Genomic DNA, 22163 nt, shown 5'->3' on the forward strand with positions numbered 1-22163 from the left:
TCTTTCAGCTCCTCAAACGTGAGCGAATTAAACGGCAGATATACCCAACACGGGAGGCTGCCAGGCGCGATGTGTTCAATTACATCGAAATGTTTTATAACCCGAGACGGCGCCATGGCACGACCGACAACCTGTCGCCGGTCGAATATGAACGTCGCTATTTCCAGAGCCTGACGGGTGTCTAGAATACTCGGGGCGATTCAATCGGTACGGCTTCTATTTACGTTCTGATTTCACTTAACGAGCAATAAAATTTAGATAAGTGGATTAAATGGTGGGTGTCACCTTTGCATGAGAGTGAGGCAAACCGACCTCTCATCGGAATATCTGGTTGATGCTTGAGCCTACTGTGAGTACATATTTCCTTCGCTAATTCCGGCAAGAACGCCACACGCTTCAATTTCTCGATCATCATTGCAACATGCTCGCAGTGAAATGAGATGTTTCTCAAGCGTTTGCAGAGCGGTTATCTGCGATTGCACATGAGAGATGTGCTCATCCAGCATTGCGTTGACGGCAGTACACGGCTGGTGAGGGTCGTCCTGATAGCGTTGTAGCTCGCGAATCTCTGTCAGTGACAGATCAAGGATTCGACAGTGACGGATAAAGGCAAGCCGCTCACCATGCTTCTCGTTATAAATGCGGTAACCATTCTGCTGGCGGTCTGGCAGCGGCAACAGGCCCTGTTTTTCATAGAAGCGGATCGTCTGCGTGTCGATACCCGCTATCTGGGCTAACTGACCAATGCGCATCAGGCTTACTCCTTAACGGATCATCTGTCCTATTGACCTTATAGTGACTATATAGTTTTAAATGATGACAAACTATGTTGGCTAACTGGAGCCGTACCGTGCGTAAAACCTGTGGAGGCCCATGTGGCTGCGACGCAACGTCTGCAACGGATACCGATATGCCGGTCTTCTCCGAAGCGTCAGGGAAGTATGTCAGTGTGTATGCCGTGCCGAAGATGGATTGTCCTTCAGAAGAACGGATGATCCGCTTGGCGCTGAATGGCTTTGATGAGATTCAAACGCTGTCATTTGACTTGTCGAACCGCCGGTTGGAGGTCTTGCATGATGGTGAGGCTGAGCCCATTACCGCGAAACTGGCAACCTTGGGGCTAGGTGCTTCTCTTCAGGAAACTGTCATTGCCGACCCAGAGACAATTAGGGCCGCTGAGAGCTCGGCGGCTTCTGCGACGCAGGAGTCTGGCACCCTGCGCGTGTTGCTCGGCATCAATGCGCTCATGTTCGTGGTGGAAATGACTGCTGGCCTGATCGCCCAGTCTACCGGCTTGATCGCTGATTCCCTGGACATGTTTGCCGATGCAGCTGTCTATGGCCTGGCCCTCTATGCCGTAGGGCACAGTGCGAAGATGCAGGTACGTGCCGCGCATCTGGCTGGGGTACTGCAACTGATTTTGGCTATCGGCGTGCTCGTCGAGGTGGTGCGACGCTTTGTATTCGGCAGTGAGCCCGAATCACTGATGATGATGGCCATCGCCTTCGTCGCGTTGATCGCCAATACCGGTTGTCTGCTGTTGATATACAAGCACCGCGAGGGCGGCGCGCATATGAAGGCAAGCTGGATATTCTCGGCCAATGATGTGTTGATCAATATGGGCGTCATCACCGCCGGTGCCTTGGTCGCCTGGACGGGGTCTAGCTACCCTGACCTGATTATCGGTACCATCGTGGGCCTGATCGTCCTCAACGGCGCCCGGCGCATCCTAGCGCTCAAGGCATAAGGCTGCACGGTATGCAGCTATCGATGCCTGGGACACTTAATCGAAGTGGCTGTACAAGTGCGCTAGGCCTGAACGACTACGAGTAGCGTGAGGTCCGGAACTAGTAAGGCAGCGTATCTAGGAATCTACCAAGGAAGGAAGATGATGGATAGTATTTGGCTGGTACTCGGCTTGGCGCTGTTGCCCGCGTTGGGAAACTTCAGCGGCGGGCTTGCTGCGGAGGCCTCCCGAACGACAGGGCGCCGTCTCAATTACGCCCTTCACGGTGCTGCCGGCCTCGTCATTGCGGTGGTGGCGGTGGAAATCATGCCACGTGTGCTGGAGAGCCTTTCAGCCTGGCTAATCGCCCTCGCTTTCGCGCTGGGTGGCATTGTTTACGTAGGCCTTGAGAAGCTCGTTGAGAGTCTCCAGAAGCGGCAAGGTCAGCAGAAAGAAGGCAGTCAGACGAGTGTCTGGATGATCTATATCGCCGTGTCCATCGACCTGTTCAGCGATGGCCTCCTGATCGGGGCGGGGTCGGCGGTCTCACCGTCGGTCGCGATAATACTGGCGGCGGGGCAGGTGCTCGCGGATGGCCCTGAGGGGTTCGCGATGATCGCCAACATGAAAGACAAAGGAATTCCCCGCAGCAAGCGCTTGCTGATCTCTGCCTCCTTGGCGGTTCCCGTACTCTCGGCAGCCATCTTCGCTTATTTCGTGCTCAGGGACCTACCGGAAGCGTTCAAGCTAGCGGCATTGACGTTCACGGCAGGCCTTCTCACGGTCGCTGCCATCGAGGACATGATATCCGAGGCTCATGAGAGCGGAGAAGATACCCACGTCTCGCCGCTGGCCTTCATAGGCGGCTTTGTCCTGTTCGTTCTGGTATCGGCAGGCTTGGAAGGGGTTGTGTCACAAGGCTAATGTACAGCTCTCCAATAAAGCCCCTGTCGTGCTGGCCCACGAAGCAGCCCCTGTTTACGGTGCACCTAGTCGTGGACAGAAATATTCACTTAAACCCGGTCAGCGTGTGCTGGTGCGGCCCGGTGATCGCGTTCCTTGCGATGGACGCATCCTGGTGGGCACGTCCGACCTTGACGAGTCGCCGGTAAACGGCGAGTCCATCCCCCGTTCGCGAGCGCCTGGTGATGACATTTTTGCTGGCACAGTGAATCTTGATGCCGCCCTGGAAGTGGAGGTAACACGAGGCGCTGATGACAATACGATCGCACGCGTTATTCGCCTAGTTGAAGAAGCACAGGCCGCCAAGGCACCGATAGCACGCTTCATTGATCGTTTTGCGTATTACTATATGCCCGCCGTCGTCTTACTCGCCCTCCTGATGGCGATAGTGCCACCGCTGGTATCGACCATGGCATGGTCGGAGTCGATTTACCGTGCGTTAGCATTGCTGTTAATCGCATGCCCCTGCGCGTTAGTCATTTCCACCCCAGCCGCCATCGCCGCAGGCCTCTCGGCGGGCGCTCGGCGCGGCCTACTGATCAAAGGGGGAGCCGTTCTTGAACAGTTAGGTAAGCTTCGCTTGGTGGCATTAGATAAAACGGGCACCCTCACTGCGGGTACCCCAAGAGTCACAGATGTGGAGTCTTGGATCGCTGAGGAAGACGATAACAGCGTATTGCGGCTCGCCGCTGCGATAGAGCGAGATTCCAGTCACCCTATCGCCATGGCTATCGTTGAGCATGCCCGACAGTCAGGCCTAAACCTCCCCACCGTCACTGGCAGTCGTGCTTTGGCGGGGCGCGGTGTCTCAGGCCGGGTGGAGGGTCGCGAGCTGAGCTTAATAACGCCTCGTCACCTTCACGAGCAGGTCATCCTTGATGAAAGTCTCAGTGCTCGGATTGTCGCGTTAGAAGAAGCCGGCAAGAGCCTCGCTCTCCTCGTCGAAGGCGAGCGTTTGTTGGGCTTGATCGCTGTTCGCGATGAGCCACGCGAAGATGCCCTTGAAGGCCTAGCGGCGCTATCGCGTTTAGGCGTACAGGCGGTCATGCTCAGCGGTGATAATGCCCGCACCGTCGCTGCCACTGGGGGTCGCTTAGGCATTGAAGCGTACGGCGAACTGATGCCTGAAGACAAGGCAGCCTATGTTCGAGACTGGCAAGCGGCAGGCCGTGGCCCCATCGGTAAAGTAGGTGATGGCATCAACGATGCACCGGCGCTCGCGGCAGCCGATGTCGGTATCGCCATGGGGGGCGGCACGGATGTGGCGTTGGAAACCGCCGATGCAGCCTTGCTCAAGAACCGCGTTACCGGCATCGCTGAGCTGATAGACCTCTCTCGTGCCACGCTGCGCAATGTGAAAACCAACGTTGTTCTCGCCCTTGGCTTAAAAGCCATTTTCCTAGTCACGACGGCTCTGGGTATTACCGGTATGTGGATTGCGGTGATGGCCGATACCGGTGCTACCGTTCTGGTGACGTTGAACGCCATGCGACTGCTGGGTTACCGCTTTTCGCCCAATACCGCGTTGACAGGCCTGTCTCAAGGAAAAACAACGTCATGAGAACAGCGCCAAACGATAGTCCTTCACGTCGTTGGCCATGGTTCACACTCGCTTGCGTGATGGCTCTAGCCGATCAACTTGTCAAAGAAATCGTGCATGCCCAGATGTCGTTTGGCCAAGTCATCCCGCTAACGCCGTTTTTTAACTGGGTATACACCGGTAATACAGGAGCCGCTTTTAGCTTTCTCGCGGAGGCAGGTGGTTGGCAGCGCTACCTCTTTCTTGGTTTAGCGTTGGTGGTCATCGTCGTATTGCTCGTGCAGCTATGCAAACCCCTGCCGCGCTTGGAGGCCTGTGCGTACAGTTTGATTCTTGGCGGCGCACTCGGTAATACCGTTGATCGCTTAGCGCGTGGGTACGTCGTCGACTATCTGGACGTTTACTGGGGCGAATGGCATTGGCCCGCCTTTAACATGGCCGATATCGCGTTATTGATAGGTGTAATGATATACGCAGTGGCGTTATGGCGTGAGCGTCCTGCTTTTAAGCGCACTGAGTAACGATATGGATTCGCTCGATCAAGAAAAAAAATATACGCTTTTTGCTGGGCGACTTTCACCAATAGTCGATTGCGTTGTAGCGCTCGCCGCTGGGGTATTGACCACCTTGAGTGCCGCCCCCTTTTCCCTATGGTGGCTTGGCCCAGTGGCCGTGGCACTGGTCTATTGGAAGATACAGTCGCTAACGCCCGCCATGGCCACCCTGCGTGGGTGGTGCTATGGGGTAGGCCTGTTCGGTTCTGGCACATCGTGGGTCTTCGTTGCTATTCACGATTTCGGTGGCACCGGGGCCTTGGTGGCGATGCTCCTCACCACTCTTTTTGTCAGCGCTCTGGCGCTCTTCTTTGCAATCCCCTTTGGGCTCTATCGACGCATCGCGGGGCCACGGTTAGCCTTTCTTAGCTTTGCCGGTATGTGGGTGATGAGCGAATGGCTACGCACCTGGTTGTTCACCGGCTTCCCCTGGTTATTGTTAGGCACCTCTCAGATAGATTCTCCATTAGCCCCATGGGCGCCCGTTGGTGGTGTGTACTTGCTGTCACTCATTACCGCGCTGACAGGCACGTTAGGGGTAGAGGTACTGCGTCGCCGCTGGGTTTTTCTCGTCCCAATGGCTGGCCTGTGGATCGTTCCATTCCTATTGCCCGCCCAATGGACAACCCCGGCTGGCAAGCCCATCCAGGTGGCATTGCTGCAAGGGAATCTTGATCAGCGCATTAAGTGGACTGCACAAGGGCAGCGCGAGGCGATCAGTATCTACACGGCGATGACACGGGAGCAAGCAAAGGATATCGATCTCATCGTTTGGCCCGAGGCAGCCCTTCCCATGCTTGAGCAGGAAGCACAGCGAATACTTGAGCAAGTAGCGTCAGACCTGGGGCCTGACACCGCCTTGTTAACTGGCATTTTGCAACGCGATGGTGAAGGGCGCTCTTATAACAGCGTCATAGGGCTAAATGATGTGCAAGGCGAATACCAGAAAGCGCACTTAGTACCCTTTGGCGAGTATTTGCCATTCCAAAGCCTCCTCGCTGACACCCTTGCTTTTTTCGACTTGCCAGCACCCCGCCTGACCCCTGGGTCAGACGTACAGGCTCCGTTACACGTGGCTGGAACTACCATTGGCACTGCCATCTGTTACGAGATCATTTTTGCCGACCATGTCGCCCAACAGGCGCGTAATGCCGAGCTGCTATTAACGGTTTCCAACGATACGTGGTTTGGGCGCTCCATTGGCCCACACCAACATCTTCAAATGGCGCGTCTACGTGCCCTTGAAAATGGTCGTCACCTACTTCGAGCTACCAGTAATGGCGTGACGGCCATCATCGATTCACAAGGTCACGTCACAGCCCGTGCCCCACAGTTTGAACAGGCCAGTTTAACTGGCGAGGTGACCCCGATGCAGGGCCTAACTCCTTTCGCACGCACCGGTAGCGGGCCCGCTTGGATACTCGCTGCCTTGCTGACGCTGCTCGGATTACCACTTAACTTATCTCGATCAAAAAACGACGCATTAGATGAAAAAGGAACCTAGCGATGCTCTCGGTAAATAACGCAGCAATACTTAAGAGACTCCTCCGATCGCCAATGCAGATGGGCTTCATCATGAGTGTGATGGTTTCATCTTTGGCATGGCTCCCTGTCGCCATCGCGGCACAACCCGCCACTACCCAGGAGACGGAATGGCCCAATGGGCACTACCCGCTACCTGAGGAAGGCAATATTATCGGCGAGGCTGACACCTTCGTCGTGAAGGATTACGACGATACCTTGATAGATATTGCCAGGCGTCACAACCTTGGCTATTTGGAGATGACCCGGGCAAATCCAGAGGTCAGCATCTGGGTACCAGGGGTGGGCACGGAAGTAACTATTCCAGGACGTTTCATTCTGCCGAATGTCGAGCGTACTGGGATCGTCATCAATATCGCCGAGCTGCGGCTTTACTACTACCCAGATGTCAAAAACGGTGAGACACCGCGCGTTGAGACCTATCCTATTGGCATTGGTCGCGAAGGCTTTGATACTCCTCTCGGTGTGACCGAGACCACAATGAATATTAAAAATCCTGCCTGGTACCCGCCTGAGTCGGTAAAACGCGAAGCGGAAGCACGCGGCGAAACCGCGCCAAGCGTTGTGCCGCCCGGCCCCGATAATCCGTTAGGAGACCATGCCATCATCCTAGGCTTCGATGGCTATTTGATTCATGGTACCAATCAGCCAGACGGGATTGGCATGCGCGCAAGCCGAGGCTGTATTCGCATGTTACCCAAAGACATCGAATCTATATTTGACCGCATTCCTCCCGGCACCCAAGTCAACATCATCAATCAGCCTATTAAAATCGGTTGGGAAGACGGACAGACGCTGATTCAAGCATTTCCGCCGCTTGGAGAAGAAGAGCACAGCATGGCCGCACTGTCAGACACCATGACACGTCTCAACCAATACAATGTCGATAATATAACCATCGATTATGAGCAGCTCAGCACCGTACTGGCATCGTCCAGCGGGCTTATAACACCTCTCAATCCGAAGCAAGAGCAGGAACCACAAAGTAGCGGCATAGAAGAGGGGAGTATCGAAGACATTTATAAAGAGTTGGTTTTGCCCTTATCTCAGCGGTCGTGACATTCACACAAGAGGTCCATTGAGCGCTGATATGTAGGTTGAGAAAAGCAGTCCCCTGTCAATGAGATGGGGAGACTCATTTCAACTTGTGCTTTTCATAAGGTGCATTTTTTAGATTAGGCGTTCCGTTTCACTCAGCTATGATGCCGTCCTTCTAAACCTTAAATTGGCATGATGATTGGGCATGTCTCATCCAAAAATCTGCTGGCCACTATCCAGGGAGACCCATACGTTCAAGCGCCATAACCCTAATTAAGGACAATCTATATTGCGAAGCTGCTGTGATGAAAACCTTCAATAAAGTAGGCATCACTCGTGGTGATTTCACCTAATAGGCAGCTATTAACTTGTCAGCCTTAATGTGTCACGAAGGCCATCGTGTATGGTGGTTATCAATGACAAATATGTGCCGATGCACATTTCTGGGATGATGGTGGGGATGGCGATGAGGTTCCGGCCCCTCCCACCCTTCATGATCGTGTTGATGGTGTTCATCGTGATAGTGAAGATGGCTATGATCTATAGGCGAGTGCTCATGCGCAATCTCTCTTGGGTCACGACGAGGCCAAGCAAGCATCGCAAGCCCTGTCGCGGTTAAAGCCAATGTCCCGAGCAAAACGAACGTTTCCGTCAGTCCCAGGTTCACCCCCAGCCAGCCAGCCAACGGATAAGTGAGCAGCCAACAGCTGTGTGACAACGAAAACTGGGCAGCAAACAGCGCAGGACGATCTTCCGGCTGGCATGAGCGCTTAAGCAAGCGACCGGTGGGCGTCATGATTAATGAAGCCCCTGCGCCCATCAGTAACCATAGCCCGACAAGCCCCGCAAACGATGGTCCCAGCCAGCCCAGGTAGAGACTGAGTGCCATCATAACGCCACCTAGCAGCATGACTGGTCTTTCTGTCACTCGGTCCAGTATCTTGGGTAGCAGTAAGGCCACCAGCATGGAGCCCCCGCCTGCGGCAGAAAAGGCCAAAGCTACTTCTTTCTCGCCAAGTCCCAACATAGAGCGCACAAGCACGACCGTATTGACGATCTGCATCGCTCCGGCGGCTGAGACCGCCAAGTTCAATGCCAACAGCCCCCTCAGACGAGGTGTTTTTAGATAAATCCGTAAGCCGTGAGAAACGCGACGCCAAACGCCGGGAATTTCTTCTAGTGGTTGTGACTCAGGCAACATCACAGATATAACCAAGGAAGCTGAGATCACGAACGCCAGGGCGTTGAGTACAAACAGGACATCAAAACTCATCACCATCAGCAATGCGGCTGCCACCATCGGGCTAAGCAGGTTCTCTAAATCGTAGGCAAGACGTGACAGGGATAATGCTCGCGTGTACTGATCTTCGTCTTCTAGGATGTCCGGTATTGTCGCCTGGAAAACGGGCGTGAAGGCTGCAGAGCAAGCATTGAGTAGAAAGATTAGCAAATAGATTTGCCACACTTCTGTAACGAAAGGCAGTGCGCAAACCACGGCTGCACGCAGCAAGTCGAGGCTAACCAACAACATGCGTCGTGGCAGGCGTGAGGCGTAAGCACCCACCAGTGGCGCAATGCCCACGTAGGCGACCATCTTAATTGCCAGCGCTGTGCCTAATACGACACCCGCCTGCCCTCCAGCAAGATCATGAGCCAGTAACGCTAGGGCAACGGTGCTCAGACCGGTGCCAATCAGTGCAATGACCTGAGCGAAAAAGAGATGGCGATAGACGCGATGGGCGAGTACACCGATCATAGATCGCTCCTCAATGAGAGGGCTTAGATGCATTCACAGGTAGCGGGCGATGGCCTTAAAATCCCTGACGTGCTCACGCTGAGTCGCCGTTAAGGGACCTATCGCCTCCTCCATGCAGTGGTCGATATGGTCTTGCACCAAGGTTTTTTTGGCCTGTTGAATGGCCTTTTCGACGGCGTGCAGCTGCTGAGCAATGTCCAGGCAGGCGCGGCTGTCCTCTATCATCTGAGTCACGCTTTGCAGATGTCCGCGTGCGCGGTTCAGGCGCTTGATGATATCTGGGTGCGTCTGGTGCGTTGTTTGGTGGTTAGACGTTGTCATATTTTCCTCTTATTTGTTCCCATCCCCCTGGAGGGGATGCTAGGCTATTCGTCGTGTGATTGCCAGCAGTAGCGGTTCAATGGCTGAGGATGCACGCCGGTTACCGATTAAATGTGGGTAGTTTTTATGCTCCTTTACGTACGACACCGCCTTGGTTGCCTACTATTACTGCTGTTGGTCATGCAGGGGCTGGTTGAGTCTGGCGTGGGAGAAGCCCTGGCCCACGGGCCGGAAACCGCTGCTGACACAGGCCATTCGCATGGTGCTGTTAGTCACCAACCCAGCAGCCACCATGCAGAGGGCCACGAGCAGGCAGCAGAATACAGCCCGCTGCATGTAGATGGCGGCAGTCACTCACGAATCGGCTGATCGACTGGCGATGAGCCCCTTGCCCGAGCCGATACTGGCAAGCTCCCTTCGATTGGGCGAGCGGGGTGGCTCCCCGTTGCGCCGCATGTTCCGCCTGGAACGCCCTCCACGTTGATCCATCGCGGTATAGCGTCGGTTGCCCGCCGGGTAGCCCTGATGGATTAAAAAATACTTGGAGGCTATATGTTGCCATCTATACAAGGTGGGACGTGCGATGTGTCTGGAAAGGCACGGCGATGTTACCTGCCTGTCATAACGTTATTGTTGGTGCTGTTGAGCACCAGTGGGGATGTCCTGGCCCATGCGGTCGCCGAAGGCGACAAGGGATATATTCAGGAGATATACGGCGTTCACCTGATATCGTTTATGTATCTCGGTGCCAAACACATGGTGACGGGCTACGACCATCTGCTGTTTCTGCTAGGGGTAGTGTTTTTCCTCTACCGCATGCAGCACATTGCCATTTACGTCAGCCTGTTTGCCATTGGTCACTCCACCACCATGCTGCTGGGGGTGTACTTCGATATTGGCATTAACAGCTACCTTATTGACGCCATTATTGGGCTCTCAGTGGTGTACAAAGCGCTGGATAACCTGGGTGCCTATCAGCGTTGGTTTGGTTTTCAACCCAACACCAAAGTGGCGACGCTGGTATTTGGGTTTTTCCACGGTTTTGGGCTTTCGACCAAAATCATCGAGTACGAGATCGCCTCCAACGGCCTTCTACCTAACCTGTTGGCCTTCAACGTTGGAGTGGAAATCGGCCAGTTGCTGGCCCTGAGCGCCATCCTGATCGTCATGGGATTCTGGCGACGCACGGATGGCTTTCTGCGCCACGCTTACACCGCCAACGTGGCGATGATGAGTGCTGGTTTCCTATTGGTGGGCTATCAATTAACCGGCCTGATGGTTTCCTAAATCTCGGAGTTTTTATATGTATAACACTGATATGCCAAGCCGCGCTGAACTGCCCTCTACGGCCAAGTTGCTGCGCTCTACCATGCTCGCCGCTGTGATCGCGGGCGTTTTATTGGTTACCGTTGTGTTGCCTTCGGAATACGCGATTGACCCCATCGGGGCCGGCCGTCTGTTGGGATTGACCCAAATGGGCGAAATCAAGAACCAACTTGCGGAGGAAGCCGAGCTTGACCAAGCCAACGCCAACTCGGCACAAGGCCCCGAGCAAACCAACCAGCCCGCTGAAATACGCATTGTCGAAGAGGTAAATGAAAGCCCTGAACCGGCTGAGGAACAGGTGGCATCGGCACCTTCCGCTGATGAGACGTCGCACGAGGCTCAGCTCGAAGCGAGTGATGATGTGGCCAATGTCACTTCTGATACGACACTCACCGAAGGCGAGATATCGTCTGAGCCAGCGTGGCGTGAAGAAGTAAGCTTCTCGCTTGCTCCCGGAGAGGGCACCGAGTACAAGTTGACGATGGATGAAGGCTCTATTGCGACCTTTGCTTGGTCATCTGAAGGCGGGCCAGTCAATTTTGACACCCACGGTGATGGCGGTGGTAATTCCATCAGCTACGAAAAAGGACGTGGCGTTCCTGAGGATGAGGGGGAATTGGAAGCTGCCTTTACGGGGAACCATGGCTGGTTCTTCCGTAACCGAAATGAACAGGAGGTAACCGTTAAGCTGCGTATTAAAGGTGATTATGGCGAGCTTAAACGTATGATGTAAGCCGTTAATAACCAATGCCCCACTGTGCAGCTAGGCAGTGGGGCATTTTTTTAGATGTACTATTCTATTAGATATCGTGCATTCTTTCAGTTTGCCGAGATAGACGCATAGCCTCGTGCTCCTCTAAATCGAGAAGTGTTTCCAGCAGTTCCTTGGCTTCTCGGATTTCGGCTCTGCCGATCAGGCTGCGATATAAACTGATGGCTTGATCATGGAAATCCAGTACTTCTTTGCAGATAGCATCAGCTCCTAGCGTGGAATAGGGCGCATCGCAGGTTCGGTGGCTGCGAATAGGCTGATGAGAGAGGTAATCGTAGACATAAGTATGAAGCACGTTAACGCTTGCGGTCCCTTCAAAGCTAGCAATTACACGCTGCATCTCTGCCTCATGAAGAGACAGATAGTTAAGCAGCATTTGCGCGCGTTCTTCCTCGTGCTGATTCGCGCAGTGAGCCAAACACTCGGCAAGATGGGCATGTAATTGTCGTGTCCAATCGATTAGATCGCCAAACGTTTTAATCTCCATTCATTTGCTCCTTGTGCCGCTGTGATTAATGAGAGTGCGTGTGGTGGCTGTCGGTTGAGCTGTTGCTGTTAGCAAGAAATAGCCACTCGCCGATTAGCAGCGCGGCCATCACTGTAACGGCAACGATAAGTACCAGTGGGTCGGCAATAGCTTTTACCCAAACAAAACCACCCAGTACAAGGACATCTAACAGGATGGCAATGGTCGGAATAATCGCGTTAGCGCCCACGCTTTTCCTGAGATGGCGCAAAACTCCCCAATGGATGGCGATATCCATGATCAGGTAAAAAATAATGCCGAGCGCCGCGATTCGGCTAAGGTCAAAGAAGGCGGTCAGCACCAAGCCGAGCACGATCGTGTAGACCAACGTATGTTTTTGCAGGCTACCGGGCATGTGGAAATGGCGATGCGGTACCAGTTTCATTTCTGTAAGCATGGCGAGCATGCGAGAAACGGCAAAGACGCTGGCAATAATCCCGCCCGCAGTGGCCAGCATGGCGAGGATGACGGTAAAGCCAACCGCGGCTTCACCCAGCGCGGGGCGGGCGGCAGCCGCCAGGGAGTAATCTTGAGTTTCGATAATCTCGGATAGCGATAGGTTACTGGCAACGGCAAAGCCTACAAGCGCATATATCACCACGCACAGCGCGATTGAGATCATGATGGCCTTGCCCAGGTTGCGCTTTGGATTTTTCAGCTCCGAACCGCTATTGGTAATGGTCGTGAAACCTTTGAAAGCCAAAATACCCAATGCCGTCGCGCCCAAGAAACCTGAGAGAGTGGGGGGGGGCGCATCCCCACCAGTCCCCATGTCGATAGAATCGGCAATAAAAACACCGACAACACCAAACACGATGATGCCACCAATTTTTATGAAACCCAGCACTGAGGCGACTGTCTCGATCAACTTATTGGCAGATAAATTGATCAAAAAAGCCGCTAGCAACAAGCCCACACCAAGCAGTGGAACAAACAGAGTGCGATCGCCTAGCTCAAATAGCTCCAGAGTGTAAGAACCGAACGTTCTCGCTAAAAAGCTCTGCGCAATGACCATGGAAAAATACATCAATAGCGCATGGAAAGCGGTAGGGAGCGTTGACCCATACGCTTTTTGCAGATACATGCCAATCCCCCCGGCGGATGGGTAGGTATTGGACATTTTGACATAAGAGTAAGCGCTACAAGAAACAATCATCGCGGCGGCTAAAAAAGCTAGGGGAAATAGAGGGCCGGTCATTTCTGCCATCTGTCCAGTTAAGGCAAAAATACCCGCCCCGATCATGACCCCCGTGCCTAGCGCTACGGCACCGATGAGAGAGAGGCTCCCTTCTTCGTACTTTGGCTTTCTATCCTGGTCAGCCATACAAACACTCCTAGGAATGAAGCCCAAAGCGTTCAGGTTTTTCGCCTCAGGCAAGCGTCGGATAAGTGCTAAACAAGTCTGGTTGAATTAGCTGAACACAACCTGAATATATGCCAGTTAATTATCTGACCCAGAGCATGCTTTGGCGTAAGAAAGTGGCGGGCTTAACCTACCAGCATACGTAATGGCATCCACAGCCCCATGGCGATCATTACCAGATTCTCGGTTAACGATACAAAGCCCAGCGGCACATTGCTGTTACCGCCGACGCAAGCACACTTAAGCTCACGCTTGTCGATATAGACGGCTTTAAAGACGGAGATTGCCCCCACCGTGCCAACAAATAGCGCCAGTGGCGCTGCCAGCCACACCAATGTTCCGGCCAGCATTAAAATGCCTGCAACTGTCTCGGCATAGGGGTAAAGATAGCTATAGGGGACATAGCGCTGGGCCAATAGGTCGTAATTCAAAAACATACTACTGAAACTTTCGACATCCTGTAGCTTCTGCAGGCCGAGCAGCACCATCGCCGTGGCCACGGCATACTCCGGCATGCGCGCAGTAAACAGCGTGCCCTGAGTAGCCCAGCTAATCGCCAAGCCAATCAGCAGCGCAGTAGCAAAAATAGCAATTACTGGCCTATAAGTGGTTTTTTTTGCATTAGGAACGCTCATTCCCAGATGTTTGCGTAGCTCTTCGTACCCACCTATGCGTTGATCACCGATATACACTTGGGGCGTCGTATCGACGTTTTCCTGTTCTTTGAAAGCATCGATTTCATCACGAGACGTTAAGGTATGGTCGTCAACCTTAAAGCCCTTGCGCTTGAGAAGATCAACTGTCTTCAAACCGAACGGGCACATATGCTCGGCGGTTTTCATCCGGTAAACCCGTGCTGAGGCAGTGGGTGTTGATATTGGCATTGATTTTCCTTCGCTAAGAACATGGTATTTAAAAAAATCATAGAACCTTTGTGCAGCACTCAGGCAAGTATAGCTACTCCTTTATTTTGATAATTCTAGCTATGGTTAAAATTTTTTTTCAGCGAGAGAAATATATGTTAAATAAAAAGGGCCATCATAAAGAATGGCCCATATCTTAAGTTAGTGACTATATATTAATAGTCAACATGTAATTCATAGCGATTGTTGTCACTTTCTTTAGTGCCTCCTAGTGCATTGCCTGTCACTTCAAGTTGATAATTGCCTGGCTGCAGTTGGCGGACCAATTCAAAGTGACCACGTGGGCTGGATGCTTCTGCTACCTGCTGTCCTGCTGCATTATAAAGCACAGCAGAGATACGGTTGCCAGCGCTGGTTGCGCCTGGGAAGTGCTCGCTTGCTACCTTCAGCGTAGTCGCTTCTTGAATGTTAATACTGAAACTTTTTGATTGGCCTTGGGCAAGTAATTGTGTAGAAGAGACGCCTCTTTCAAGTAGAGGTAGATCCTGGTTGTTTGTCCCATAGTTAGCCAATGCAGGTGTTGAAAGGATGCTGGCTACAAGCGACCCAAAGATAATTGATTTAACTTTCATGGTGGTTACTCCTCTGGTTGATGACATGGTTATATTAGATGGCTTTTTTGAAATGAAGCTGAATTTAAAAATAAAAAATAAAAAAAAACGCCACCACTGGGTGACGTTAAAAAAATATCTATGTTCAGAGTTCGCTAAAACATCAGTTTAACACCGGCAACCACCCCAGTATCTTCCGTATTGTCGCCACTGGCCCGTGAAAGGTCGGCTGTATCGCCATACTCTTTCTCCCAATAAGCACCAATGTAGGGGGCGAAACGACGAGTCACTTCATAGCCTAGTCGCAGGCCAGCGCGCACCGAGTTAAGCCCTTCACCCACGCCAAATTCTTCAACTTCGCTGGCGGCTACGGCAATTTCGGTGCGCGGCTGTAGGTAGAGTCGCTGTGTTAGGCGCAGATCGTATTCGCCTTCAAAACTGGCGGCGACATCACCATCTTCACTCACTTGCATGGCAACATCGGTTTCGATGCCATAAGGTATCACTCCCTGTAGGCCCAACACCCCATAAGTACGTTCGGCGTGATCATCGGAGAAGACACCGCCTTGGTAACCAATCCCCCCCTGTAACTCCCAAAAATCAGCCACTAAGCGACTATAGAGGAGTTCTAGGGACTCAAACTCAGCATCTTCGCCGTCACCCTGAACGTTTTCGCCTTCCGATTTAAGGTAAACGCGGTTAATGTCACCGCCGTACCAGCCTTGAAAGTCCCATACCACGGCGTCTTGACCTTTGTCGGGAACGGTGTATTCAAGCCGGTCAAACAGTGCCATGCCCATATTATGTTCCTTAGTGGGCGCGGGCCAACTGTCTGGTGCCGCATAGCCGTCTTCGGCTTGGGAGCCCGTTGCGACGGTCATGCCAAGGGCGGCACTGGCGAGGGTTACGTAGCGCTTAATTTTCATACTGTCTCCTTAAGAAACCTGAACAACGCGGAACATGCCAGCATCCATGTGGTAGAGGAGGTGGCAGTGGAACGCCCAACTGCCCTCGGCGTCCGCAGTGATCAGCGCAGACACGCGCTCGCCGGGCTTCACATTTAGGGTGTGTTTGCGCGGTATCAATTCACCCTGGCCGTTTTCCAGCTCCATCCACATGCCGTGGAGGTGGATAGGATGTTCCATCATGGTGTCGTTGATCAGGATCAGGCGCAGGCGTTCGTCTTTTTCGAAGTGAATAGGGCCGGAAACCTCGCTGAACTTCTGGCCGTCGAACGACCACATGTAGCGCTCCATGTTGCCGGTAAGGTGCAATTCAAGCTCACGGCCGGGTTCGCGACGGTCGGGCCAGGGAGTGAAAGATTTCAGATCGCGATAAACCAGCACACGCCGCTCGTTGGGATCAATACCAATACCTGCCTGGCCGTAGCGGGAGCCTGGCTGTACTTCACCAGCCGCCAGCATGCCGTTTTCGCGTGTTTTGCGCTGCTCGCTGGCCATACCTCCCATGCCCGAATGGTCCATGCCTTCCATGCTGGAATGATCCATCCCACCCATGTTTGACATGCTCGAGTGATCCATTTCCTCCATATTAGCGTTATCCATCCCCTGCATATTCGACATGCCGGAATGATCCATGCCGCCCATCCCCCCCATGCCGTGAGCGCCCATGGCTTCCATGCCGCGGTCGGCAATCTGACGGCGCTTGGGGATCTCCGCCTGCATGCCTTCGCGCGGCGCCAGCGTGGCGCGGGCGTAGCCGCTGCGGTCCATCGACTCAGCGAAGATGGTGTAGGCCTGATCATCTTCGGGTGCGACCACCACATCGTAGGTTTCGGCAACGCCGATGCGGAACTCATCGACGGGAACGGGCTGCACCGGCTGGCCGTCGGCGGCCACCACGGTCATCTTGAGGCCAGGGATGCGCACATCGAAGTAGGACATTGCCGAGCCGTTAATCACCCGCAAGCGCACACGCTCGCCTGGCTTGAACAGCGCGTTCCAGTTTTCCTCGGGAGAATGGCCGTTGAGCAGGTAGGTGTAGGTGCTGCCGGTTACGTCGGCGATATCCCGCGAGCTCATGCGCATCTTGGCCCACATGCTGCGCATTTCGGCCGTTTGGGCGAAGCCGTTTTGGCGTATGTCGGCGAAGAAGTCGGCAATCGTGCGTTCCTGAAAGTTGTAATAACCTTCCATGGTTTTGAGATTGCGAAACACCGACATGGGCTCTTCAAAGGTCCAGTCGGTCAGCAACAGCACGTGCTCGCGGTCGTAGCGAAAGGGTTCACGCTCGGCGGCGTCGATAATTAACGGCCCGGCATGACCAAGCTGTTCCTGCAGGCCGGAATGGCTGTGGTACCAATAAGTGCCGTTCTGACGGACAGGAAAACGATAAGTAAAGGTTTGGCCTGGCTCAATACCGGCAAAACTGACGCCCGGTACACCGTCCATGCCCGGCGGTAGAATCAAGCCATGCCAGTGGATTGAGGTGGGTTCGTCGAGCAGGTTGGTGACACGTAATACAGCGTCCTGACCTTCCTTAAGGCGTATCAGCGGGCCGGGACTGGTACCGTTGAGGCTAATCGGGCGAGCCTCTTTTCCATTAATCGGGATGGATTCGCGTCGGATAGCCAGCGACACATTAGGCCCCTCTTCCACGCCCTTTGAATAGACATTTGTGCGTCCCCAAGGGTTAGCCCAGGCGGGGCTTAAGCCCATCGCTGCGGCGGAACCCAATCCAAGTGCCGCGCTACCTTTCAACACCTGGCGGCGTGAAAGTGGGTGGGTGATGATGTCCGAACGCGTCATGTAAAACTCCCATCGCTGATGAATGACATCATCTTGGGGGAGAAAGCTGAATCAACGCTGAAAAAGCAGTTAAGCGGAGGTGACGCCTGTCATTGGCAATGTGGTGATGACCCGAAGGCCACCCAACGGGCTGTGCTCAAACTGGCAGCGACCGTGATAACGCGCTACCAGCTGTGAGAGAATAGCTAGTCCCAGGCCATAGCCAGGGTGGTGCTCATCCAGTCGGGTGCCACGCTCGCCGAGGCGCACCATATCGCTTTCGGCAACGCCGGGGCCGTCATCGTCAATCGTTAAAGTCAGTGCGTCTGATGAGGTGCTAATGTGGCAGCGAATCTCGCTGGTGGCCCATTTGCCAGCGTTATCCAGCACGATGCCCAGTATTTCGGCGTAATCGTGGGCATCGATCGGCACTTGGTCGCGCGCGTCAATCGCCTGCGTCAGCTCGAACAACTGTTCAGAGTAGAGGCTACGAAACATCTCCATCAGACGTTGACTGTCACGGGTCAGGTGGGTCATGCGACCCGCATGAGGACCTGCGATGCGTGCACGGCGCAGCTCAGCATCCAGCTGGGCGTTGATGTCCTCGATGCGCATCAGCAATTTCCGTCGGCGGTTTTCATCAATCGGTCGGTTGCCGCTTAGTACTTGGGTAACGGCGGCCAACGGGGTTTTCAGCGCGTGGGAAAGGTTAGCGACCGACTCACGTGAGCGTTTAAGGCGCAGGTCAATGTCGTCCATAAAGCGGTTAAGCTGGGCAACAAGCGCGTCGAGTTCGTCGGGCGCTTTTAGCGAGAGGCGCTGGCGGTCGCCCGCTTGCAATGCTTCCAATTGATAACGCAGTTGCCAAAGCGGCCTTAATCCGCGATTGACGGCCAGCATATTGAGCGTGACCAGCACCGCGAGCATGCCCGCAGCGATGCCGCCCACCCACCAGTGCAAAGTAGCTAGGCCTGCTTCGACTTGGGAAAAATCCTCACCAATCAGCAACACGCCGTTGGCGCCTTGCCATTCGAAATGCTGGCGATACACCAATAAGTGTCGCTCGCCGCGCGTTACCTCGATCAGTGCATCCCCTTTTCCGTTAAGTAGTGGGGCAAGTTGTCGTTGCCAGACTGGGTCTGAGGCGCTGATCTCTCCGTTGAGGCGCAGCACGTAAAGGTGATGAAAGACCTGGTAGGCTTCGCTTGTCGAGGCTAGCGATGTGGGAACCGCCAGGCGGTCTTGTTCGAGCTGTGCGACCGCGTGGTCGGCTTCACGCTTGAGGCGCTCGCCCAGAAAGTCCTTGGCAAGATTTTGCAGGAATACGCCGTGCAGTAGCCAGGTCAGGCCGACTACCAGCAGCGCGACACCGCCCAGCCAGGCGAGCAGGCGAAACTGTAAGCTGCGTTTATTAACGTGAAACAAAAACGTATCCCTGGCCGCGGCGCGTCTGGATGATTGGCTTGCCAAGATACCGGCGCAGGCGAGCCACGTATACCTCAACCAGATTGGGTGCGGGGGCGTCTTGCTCCAACGCGTAAAGCTGTTCCAGCAAGCGCTCCTTGGAGTGAATGCGGTCCGGGTGGTGCATCAGGTAGCGCAGCAGCCGAAACTCGGTGGCAGTCAGCGAACGCCATGGGGTGTCTTCACGGCAAACGCGCTGACCGGCTTCGTCCAGAGACACCCCGTTCAGTGTGATGACTTGGGATAACTGGCCAGACTGCCTGCGCAGCAGTGCCTTTAGGCGAGCCATCAGCTCGGCTTCGTGGAAGGGTTTGGTCAGGTAATCATCGGCGCCAGTTTCCAAGCCAACCACCTTGTCTTCCCAGGTGTCGCGCGCGGTGAGTATCAAAATAGGAGTGGCACGTTTCTGCTTACGCCAATGGGCGAGCAGCTCAAGCCCCGAGCCATCGGGCAGCCCAATATCGAGAATGGCAAGCGCGTATTCTTCGGTGGCCATGAACGACGTGGCCGCCTTAACAGTGGGGGCCACGTCGACCAGGTAACCGTTGTCTTTTAGACTCTCTGCCAAGCTTTCGGCCAGCAAGTCATCGTCTTCTAATAGCAACAGTTTCATTGGTAAAAGGTCTGCTTAGAAAGAAAAATTACCGTACATGCCGGATTCATAGTGGCCGGGGATGTTGCAGGCGTACTCTAACTCGTCAGCATTATCGGGAACTCGCCATAGTAGAGATTCGGTTTCACCGGCGGCAATAGTGACGGCTGCCATGCTGCTACCATCAGACATATCGTGACCTTCGCCTTCTGACATGTTGGACATATCATGGCCTTCGCCACCTGCCATTTCTTGCATCATTTTACGATGTGCTTCTTGGGCTTCCTTGCTGCCGATCACGAACTCATGCTCAATACTGCCAGTGTTGGTAATTTCAAATTTCACGATCTCTCCGGCGGCCATTTCCAGCTCATCAGGGTCGAACCACATATCGCCTGCGTCGATGCTAATCGTGCGCTCAGCATCAGCATCGCTAAGGTCGCTTTCGCCGCCGCCGTGTCCAGGTCCCGCCCAGGCAGCGCCGGCAAGTATACTCAGTGAAAGAGCTAATAAGCTGGATGTAAGATGGGTCTTGCGCATAGTCATTTGCCTCCAAGGTGAGTGTGACTCGTTCTTTATACGTCGCCAACCTTAAACGAGCCTGAACTCGCCCAGAAAAAAATGATCTGTAGCAAACTTTCTTTTTCCGCAGGGTGGCATGGCTTGACCCAGGGGTAACCCATAGGTCGTAAGCTTTCAGTGGTTTTAAACATCACGCTATTGTCAGGAGACCACCATGATGAACGCAGACTGTTTTGCAGTAATGGCCTCAATGGGCTGGTTAGCCTGGTTAATGCCCTTCATGCTTCTGTTACTCGTAGGATTGAGCATTGCCTCACTCATCAAATACCTGTTCAGCCGCGCCAATTAGTTCTTTCATTAATAGAGGATACGCTTATGAACCTAAAAACCACTTCACTATTGGTGTCAGGCTCGCTATTGCTGGGGGCAACAGCCGCCCAGGCAGGACTGCCTGATGAAGCAACGATGTACAAAAACCCTCAATGCGGCTGCTGCAATGAATACGCTCGCCACCTGGAAGAGCAGGGCGTAGATGTCACCATTGTGGACGATGCTGAGCTTGGCGAGATCAAGCAGCGGGCCGGGGTACCACACGGACTGGGCTCATGTCATACCATTGGTATTGGCGAGTACTGGATTGAGGGCCACGTACCGATGGAAGCCATCACCAAGCTATTTGAAGACCAGCCTGACATTGACGGCATTGGCTTGGCCGGTATGCCGATTGGTACGCCGGGCATGCCTGGGCCACAGCAGGAGCCCTACGAGGTTTATAGCTTTACCGATCAGGAAGATGAGCCATTCATGACACTTGAGCCTTAATGACGCGAGCAGGCGGTACCTGCTCGCGGCCTAATAGCACAACATCATGGATTAACTCTTTGCCTGCCCTACCATGCGGTACAACGTGCCATCGCGATGAACCCAGTGGTGGAATAAAGCCATGAACACATGTCCTGCAATGAGTACGGTCAGCAAATAAGCAATGGGGCCATGTATTGCTTGCGAGGCTTCTGCAAAGGGTGTGCCAATTCCCTTGGAAACCAAATGATCAAATAACCGAATTCCAAAACCTTGTAGTAAACCACTCACTGGGGCCGCAACCAATAAGGCATAAATAGATAGATGGCCTATCAGCACCGCCTTACCTTGATGCGGAGGGCGATTGCGTATTTGAAAAAGCAGCCAAACAATTCGCAGCCCAACAAGCGCTAAAATCATAAAGCCCACAGTGGCATGCCAAGGCTGAAATAATTGGCTGAATGCATTACCCGGCTGCCAGTTGTTCATATAAGCACTAGCGAGCTGTAATGTCACCAGCAGCGCGGTTATCCAATGTAGCAGGCGGCTAACCGAGCCGTAATATTTCTGTGAGTCGTTAATAGCCATCCAAATTAACCCCGCTGATACTTGCGTTGGAGATGACAACACCCAAGGGACGGCGGTAGGTAAGGGATTGGGCGATGGAAAGACGATACCGCCAAGCTGTTAACAACATACATTTTGTATTTCATACAATTTCCTAATCTGAAGATGCAGGAAACCATATGTCATAAACCTGAACAGAACCTTAAAAGAACTCCTGAATCCGTGAAGCCGGCGCCGACACTTTCCCTATCACCGCCAGCGAGCACTTTTTGATCATTCGCCCCGTGCAAGTTGGCTTTCGCAAGCCCGTTATTGCCAAAACCCACCGTGCTGATCGGTGCTGACGGCCCGTTTTGTCATGCCTTTCCACCCGCCAGGCACGACATATCTGGCGATCGCGTGTCGCTTGGAACTGCTTGTGGATAGAGTGTCGCCGATTGACGGTCAGCATGGCGTTCCTCGTGGACAACGCAGTCGGCTCCGCAGCGTCTTGAGCACCGTCATGCGCCCGATATCCTGCCCGAMGTCGAGGATGATCTGCCGTGCCTTGTGAATCACGAGAGCCGCAC

The 22163-nt window shown here is 53.8% G+C and carries 25 protein-coding genes; 12 read left to right on the top strand and 13 right to left on the bottom strand.

What is annotated here, in order from left to right; genetic code table 11:
* Positions 1-185, top strand: a 185-nt coding sequence (locus B7L15_RS18495) for an IS3 family transposase (RefSeq protein ID WP_139839403.1), incomplete at its 5' end; no start/stop codon positions are given.
* 159 nt (positions 186-344) lie between these two features.
* On the opposite strand, the gene cadR is transcribed toward B7L15_RS18495, so the two are convergent.
* A complete protein-coding gene (cadR, locus tag B7L15_RS18500; RefSeq protein WP_085920374.1) occupies positions 345-752 on the bottom strand; it encodes a Cd(II)/Pb(II)-responsive transcriptional regulator in 408 nt (135 codons plus the stop codon).
* 98 nt (positions 753-850) lie between these two features.
* Between cadR and B7L15_RS18505 the strand changes: the two genes are divergently transcribed.
* From B7L15_RS18505 to B7L15_RS18530, 6 genes are all read left to right on the top strand, one after another.
* Entirely contained in the window at positions 851-1747 is an 897-nt protein-coding gene (locus B7L15_RS18505) for a cation transporter (protein ID WP_085920394.1), read from the top strand.
* 141 nt (positions 1748-1888) lie between these two features.
* Positions 1889-2650: a ZIP family metal transporter gene (locus B7L15_RS18510; protein WP_232774881.1), complete on the top strand. Its 762-nt coding sequence runs from the start codon at positions 1889-1891 to the stop codon at positions 2648-2650.
* Complete coding sequence (locus B7L15_RS18515) at positions 2634-4250, top strand: heavy metal translocating P-type ATPase (protein WP_254902989.1); 1617 nt, start codon at positions 2634-2636, stop codon at positions 4248-4250. The genes B7L15_RS18510 and B7L15_RS18515 overlap by 17 nt, the downstream gene beginning before the upstream one ends.
* Positions 4247-4750, top strand: coding sequence for a signal peptidase II (lspA, locus tag B7L15_RS18520; RefSeq protein ID WP_085920375.1), 504 nt, complete (start codon positions 4247-4249; stop codon positions 4748-4750). The genes B7L15_RS18515 and lspA overlap by 4 nt, the downstream gene beginning before the upstream one ends.
* Positions 4751-4754: 4 nt before the next feature.
* Positions 4755-6287, top strand: a complete 1533-nt coding sequence (lnt, locus tag B7L15_RS18525; RefSeq protein ID WP_085920376.1) for an apolipoprotein N-acyltransferase — start codon at positions 4755-4757, stop codon at positions 6285-6287.
* Positions 6288-6340: 53 nt separating this feature from the next.
* Positions 6341-7384, top strand: a complete 1044-nt coding sequence (locus B7L15_RS18530) for a L,D-transpeptidase family protein (RefSeq protein WP_085920377.1) — start codon at positions 6341-6343, stop codon at positions 7382-7384.
* Positions 7385-7748: 364 nt separating this feature from the next.
* Here B7L15_RS18530 and B7L15_RS18535 read toward each other — a convergent pair whose 3' ends face one another.
* A complete protein-coding gene (locus tag B7L15_RS18535) occupies positions 7749-9119 on the bottom strand; it encodes an MFS transporter (RefSeq protein WP_085920378.1) in 1371 nt (456 codons plus the stop codon).
* Positions 9120-9152: 33 nt separating this feature from the next.
* Positions 9153-9440, bottom strand: coding sequence for a metal-sensing transcriptional repressor (locus tag B7L15_RS18540; protein WP_085920379.1), 288 nt, complete (start codon positions 9438-9440; stop codon positions 9153-9155).
* Positions 9441-9566: 126 nt separating this feature from the next.
* Between B7L15_RS18540 and B7L15_RS18545 the strand changes: the two genes are divergently transcribed.
* The 3 genes from B7L15_RS18545 to B7L15_RS18555 all read left to right on the top strand — a co-directional run bounded on the left by B7L15_RS18545 (position 9567) and on the right by B7L15_RS18555 (position 11499).
* On the top strand, positions 9567-9809 hold the full coding sequence (locus tag B7L15_RS18545; RefSeq protein WP_085920380.1) for a hypothetical protein: 243 nt from the start codon (positions 9567-9569) through the stop codon (positions 9807-9809).
* A 183-nt stretch (positions 9810-9992) separates the two neighbouring features.
* The gene (locus B7L15_RS18550) at positions 9993-10727 is read left to right on the top strand and encodes a HupE/UreJ family protein (RefSeq protein ID WP_085920381.1); all 735 of its coding nucleotides are present in this window, start codon (positions 9993-9995) and stop codon (positions 10725-10727) included.
* Between the two features lie 16 nt (positions 10728-10743).
* On the top strand, positions 10744-11499 hold the full coding sequence (locus tag B7L15_RS18555; protein WP_085920382.1) for a hypothetical protein: 756 nt from the start codon (positions 10744-10746) through the stop codon (positions 11497-11499).
* Between the two features lie 67 nt (positions 11500-11566).
* Here B7L15_RS18555 and B7L15_RS18560 read toward each other — a convergent pair whose 3' ends face one another.
* From B7L15_RS18560 to B7L15_RS18600, 9 genes are all read right to left on the bottom strand, one after another.
* The gene (locus tag B7L15_RS18560) at positions 11567-12025 is read right to left on the bottom strand and encodes an ATPase (RefSeq protein ID WP_085920383.1); all 459 of its coding nucleotides are present in this window, start codon (positions 12023-12025) and stop codon (positions 11567-11569) included.
* Positions 12026-12050: 25 nt separating this feature from the next.
* Complete coding sequence (locus B7L15_RS18565; RefSeq protein ID WP_085920384.1) at positions 12051-13388, bottom strand: APC family permease; 1338 nt, start codon at positions 13386-13388, stop codon at positions 12051-12053.
* A 164-nt stretch (positions 13389-13552) separates the two neighbouring features.
* Positions 13553-14311, bottom strand: coding sequence for a glutaredoxin family protein (locus B7L15_RS18570; RefSeq protein ID WP_085920385.1), 759 nt, complete (start codon positions 14309-14311; stop codon positions 13553-13555).
* Between the two features lie 194 nt (positions 14312-14505).
* A complete protein-coding gene (locus tag B7L15_RS18575) occupies positions 14506-14922 on the bottom strand; it encodes a hypothetical protein (protein ID WP_085920386.1) in 417 nt (138 codons plus the stop codon).
* Between the two features lie 134 nt (positions 14923-15056).
* A complete protein-coding gene (locus B7L15_RS18580; RefSeq protein ID WP_085920387.1) occupies positions 15057-15827 on the bottom strand; it encodes a copper resistance protein B in 771 nt (256 codons plus the stop codon).
* Positions 15828-15836: 9 nt separating this feature from the next.
* Positions 15837-17669, bottom strand: coding sequence for a copper resistance system multicopper oxidase (locus B7L15_RS18585; protein WP_085920388.1), 1833 nt, complete (start codon positions 17667-17669; stop codon positions 15837-15839).
* Positions 17670-17738: 69 nt separating this feature from the next.
* On the bottom strand, positions 17739-19073 hold the full coding sequence (locus B7L15_RS18590; RefSeq protein WP_085920389.1) for an ATP-binding protein: 1335 nt from the start codon (positions 19071-19073) through the stop codon (positions 17739-17741).
* Positions 19060-19725 (bottom strand): response regulator transcription factor, encoded by a 666-nt coding sequence (locus B7L15_RS18595; RefSeq protein ID WP_085920390.1) that lies wholly within the window; start codon positions 19723-19725, stop codon positions 19060-19062. The genes B7L15_RS18590 and B7L15_RS18595 overlap by 14 nt, the downstream gene beginning before the upstream one ends.
* A 15-nt stretch (positions 19726-19740) precedes the next feature.
* Positions 19741-20244 (bottom strand): cupredoxin domain-containing protein, encoded by a 504-nt coding sequence (locus B7L15_RS18600; protein WP_085920391.1) that lies wholly within the window; start codon positions 20242-20244, stop codon positions 19741-19743.
* Between the two features lie 196 nt (positions 20245-20440).
* Here B7L15_RS18600 and B7L15_RS19910 point away from each other — a divergent pair, with 196 nt between their 5' ends.
* Together B7L15_RS19910 and B7L15_RS18605 are read left to right on the top strand one after the other, a co-directional pair.
* On the top strand, positions 20441-20575 hold the full coding sequence (locus B7L15_RS19910; protein ID WP_254902990.1) for a hypothetical protein: 135 nt from the start codon (positions 20441-20443) through the stop codon (positions 20573-20575).
* Between the two features lie 26 nt (positions 20576-20601).
* Complete coding sequence (locus tag B7L15_RS18605) at positions 20602-21048, top strand: DUF411 domain-containing protein (RefSeq protein ID WP_085920392.1); 447 nt, start codon at positions 20602-20604, stop codon at positions 21046-21048.
* 51 nt (positions 21049-21099) lie between these two features.
* Here B7L15_RS18605 and B7L15_RS18610 read toward each other — a convergent pair whose 3' ends face one another.
* On the bottom strand, positions 21100-21615 hold the full coding sequence (locus B7L15_RS18610; RefSeq protein ID WP_085920393.1) for a cytochrome b: 516 nt from the start codon (positions 21613-21615) through the stop codon (positions 21100-21102).
* Positions 21616-22163: the final 548 nt, after the last annotated feature.

It is taken from the genome of Halomonas sp. CSM-2, assembly GCF_002119345.1.
Taxonomy (GTDB): Bacteria; Pseudomonadota; Gammaproteobacteria; order Pseudomonadales; family Halomonadaceae; genus Vreelandella; species Vreelandella janggokensis.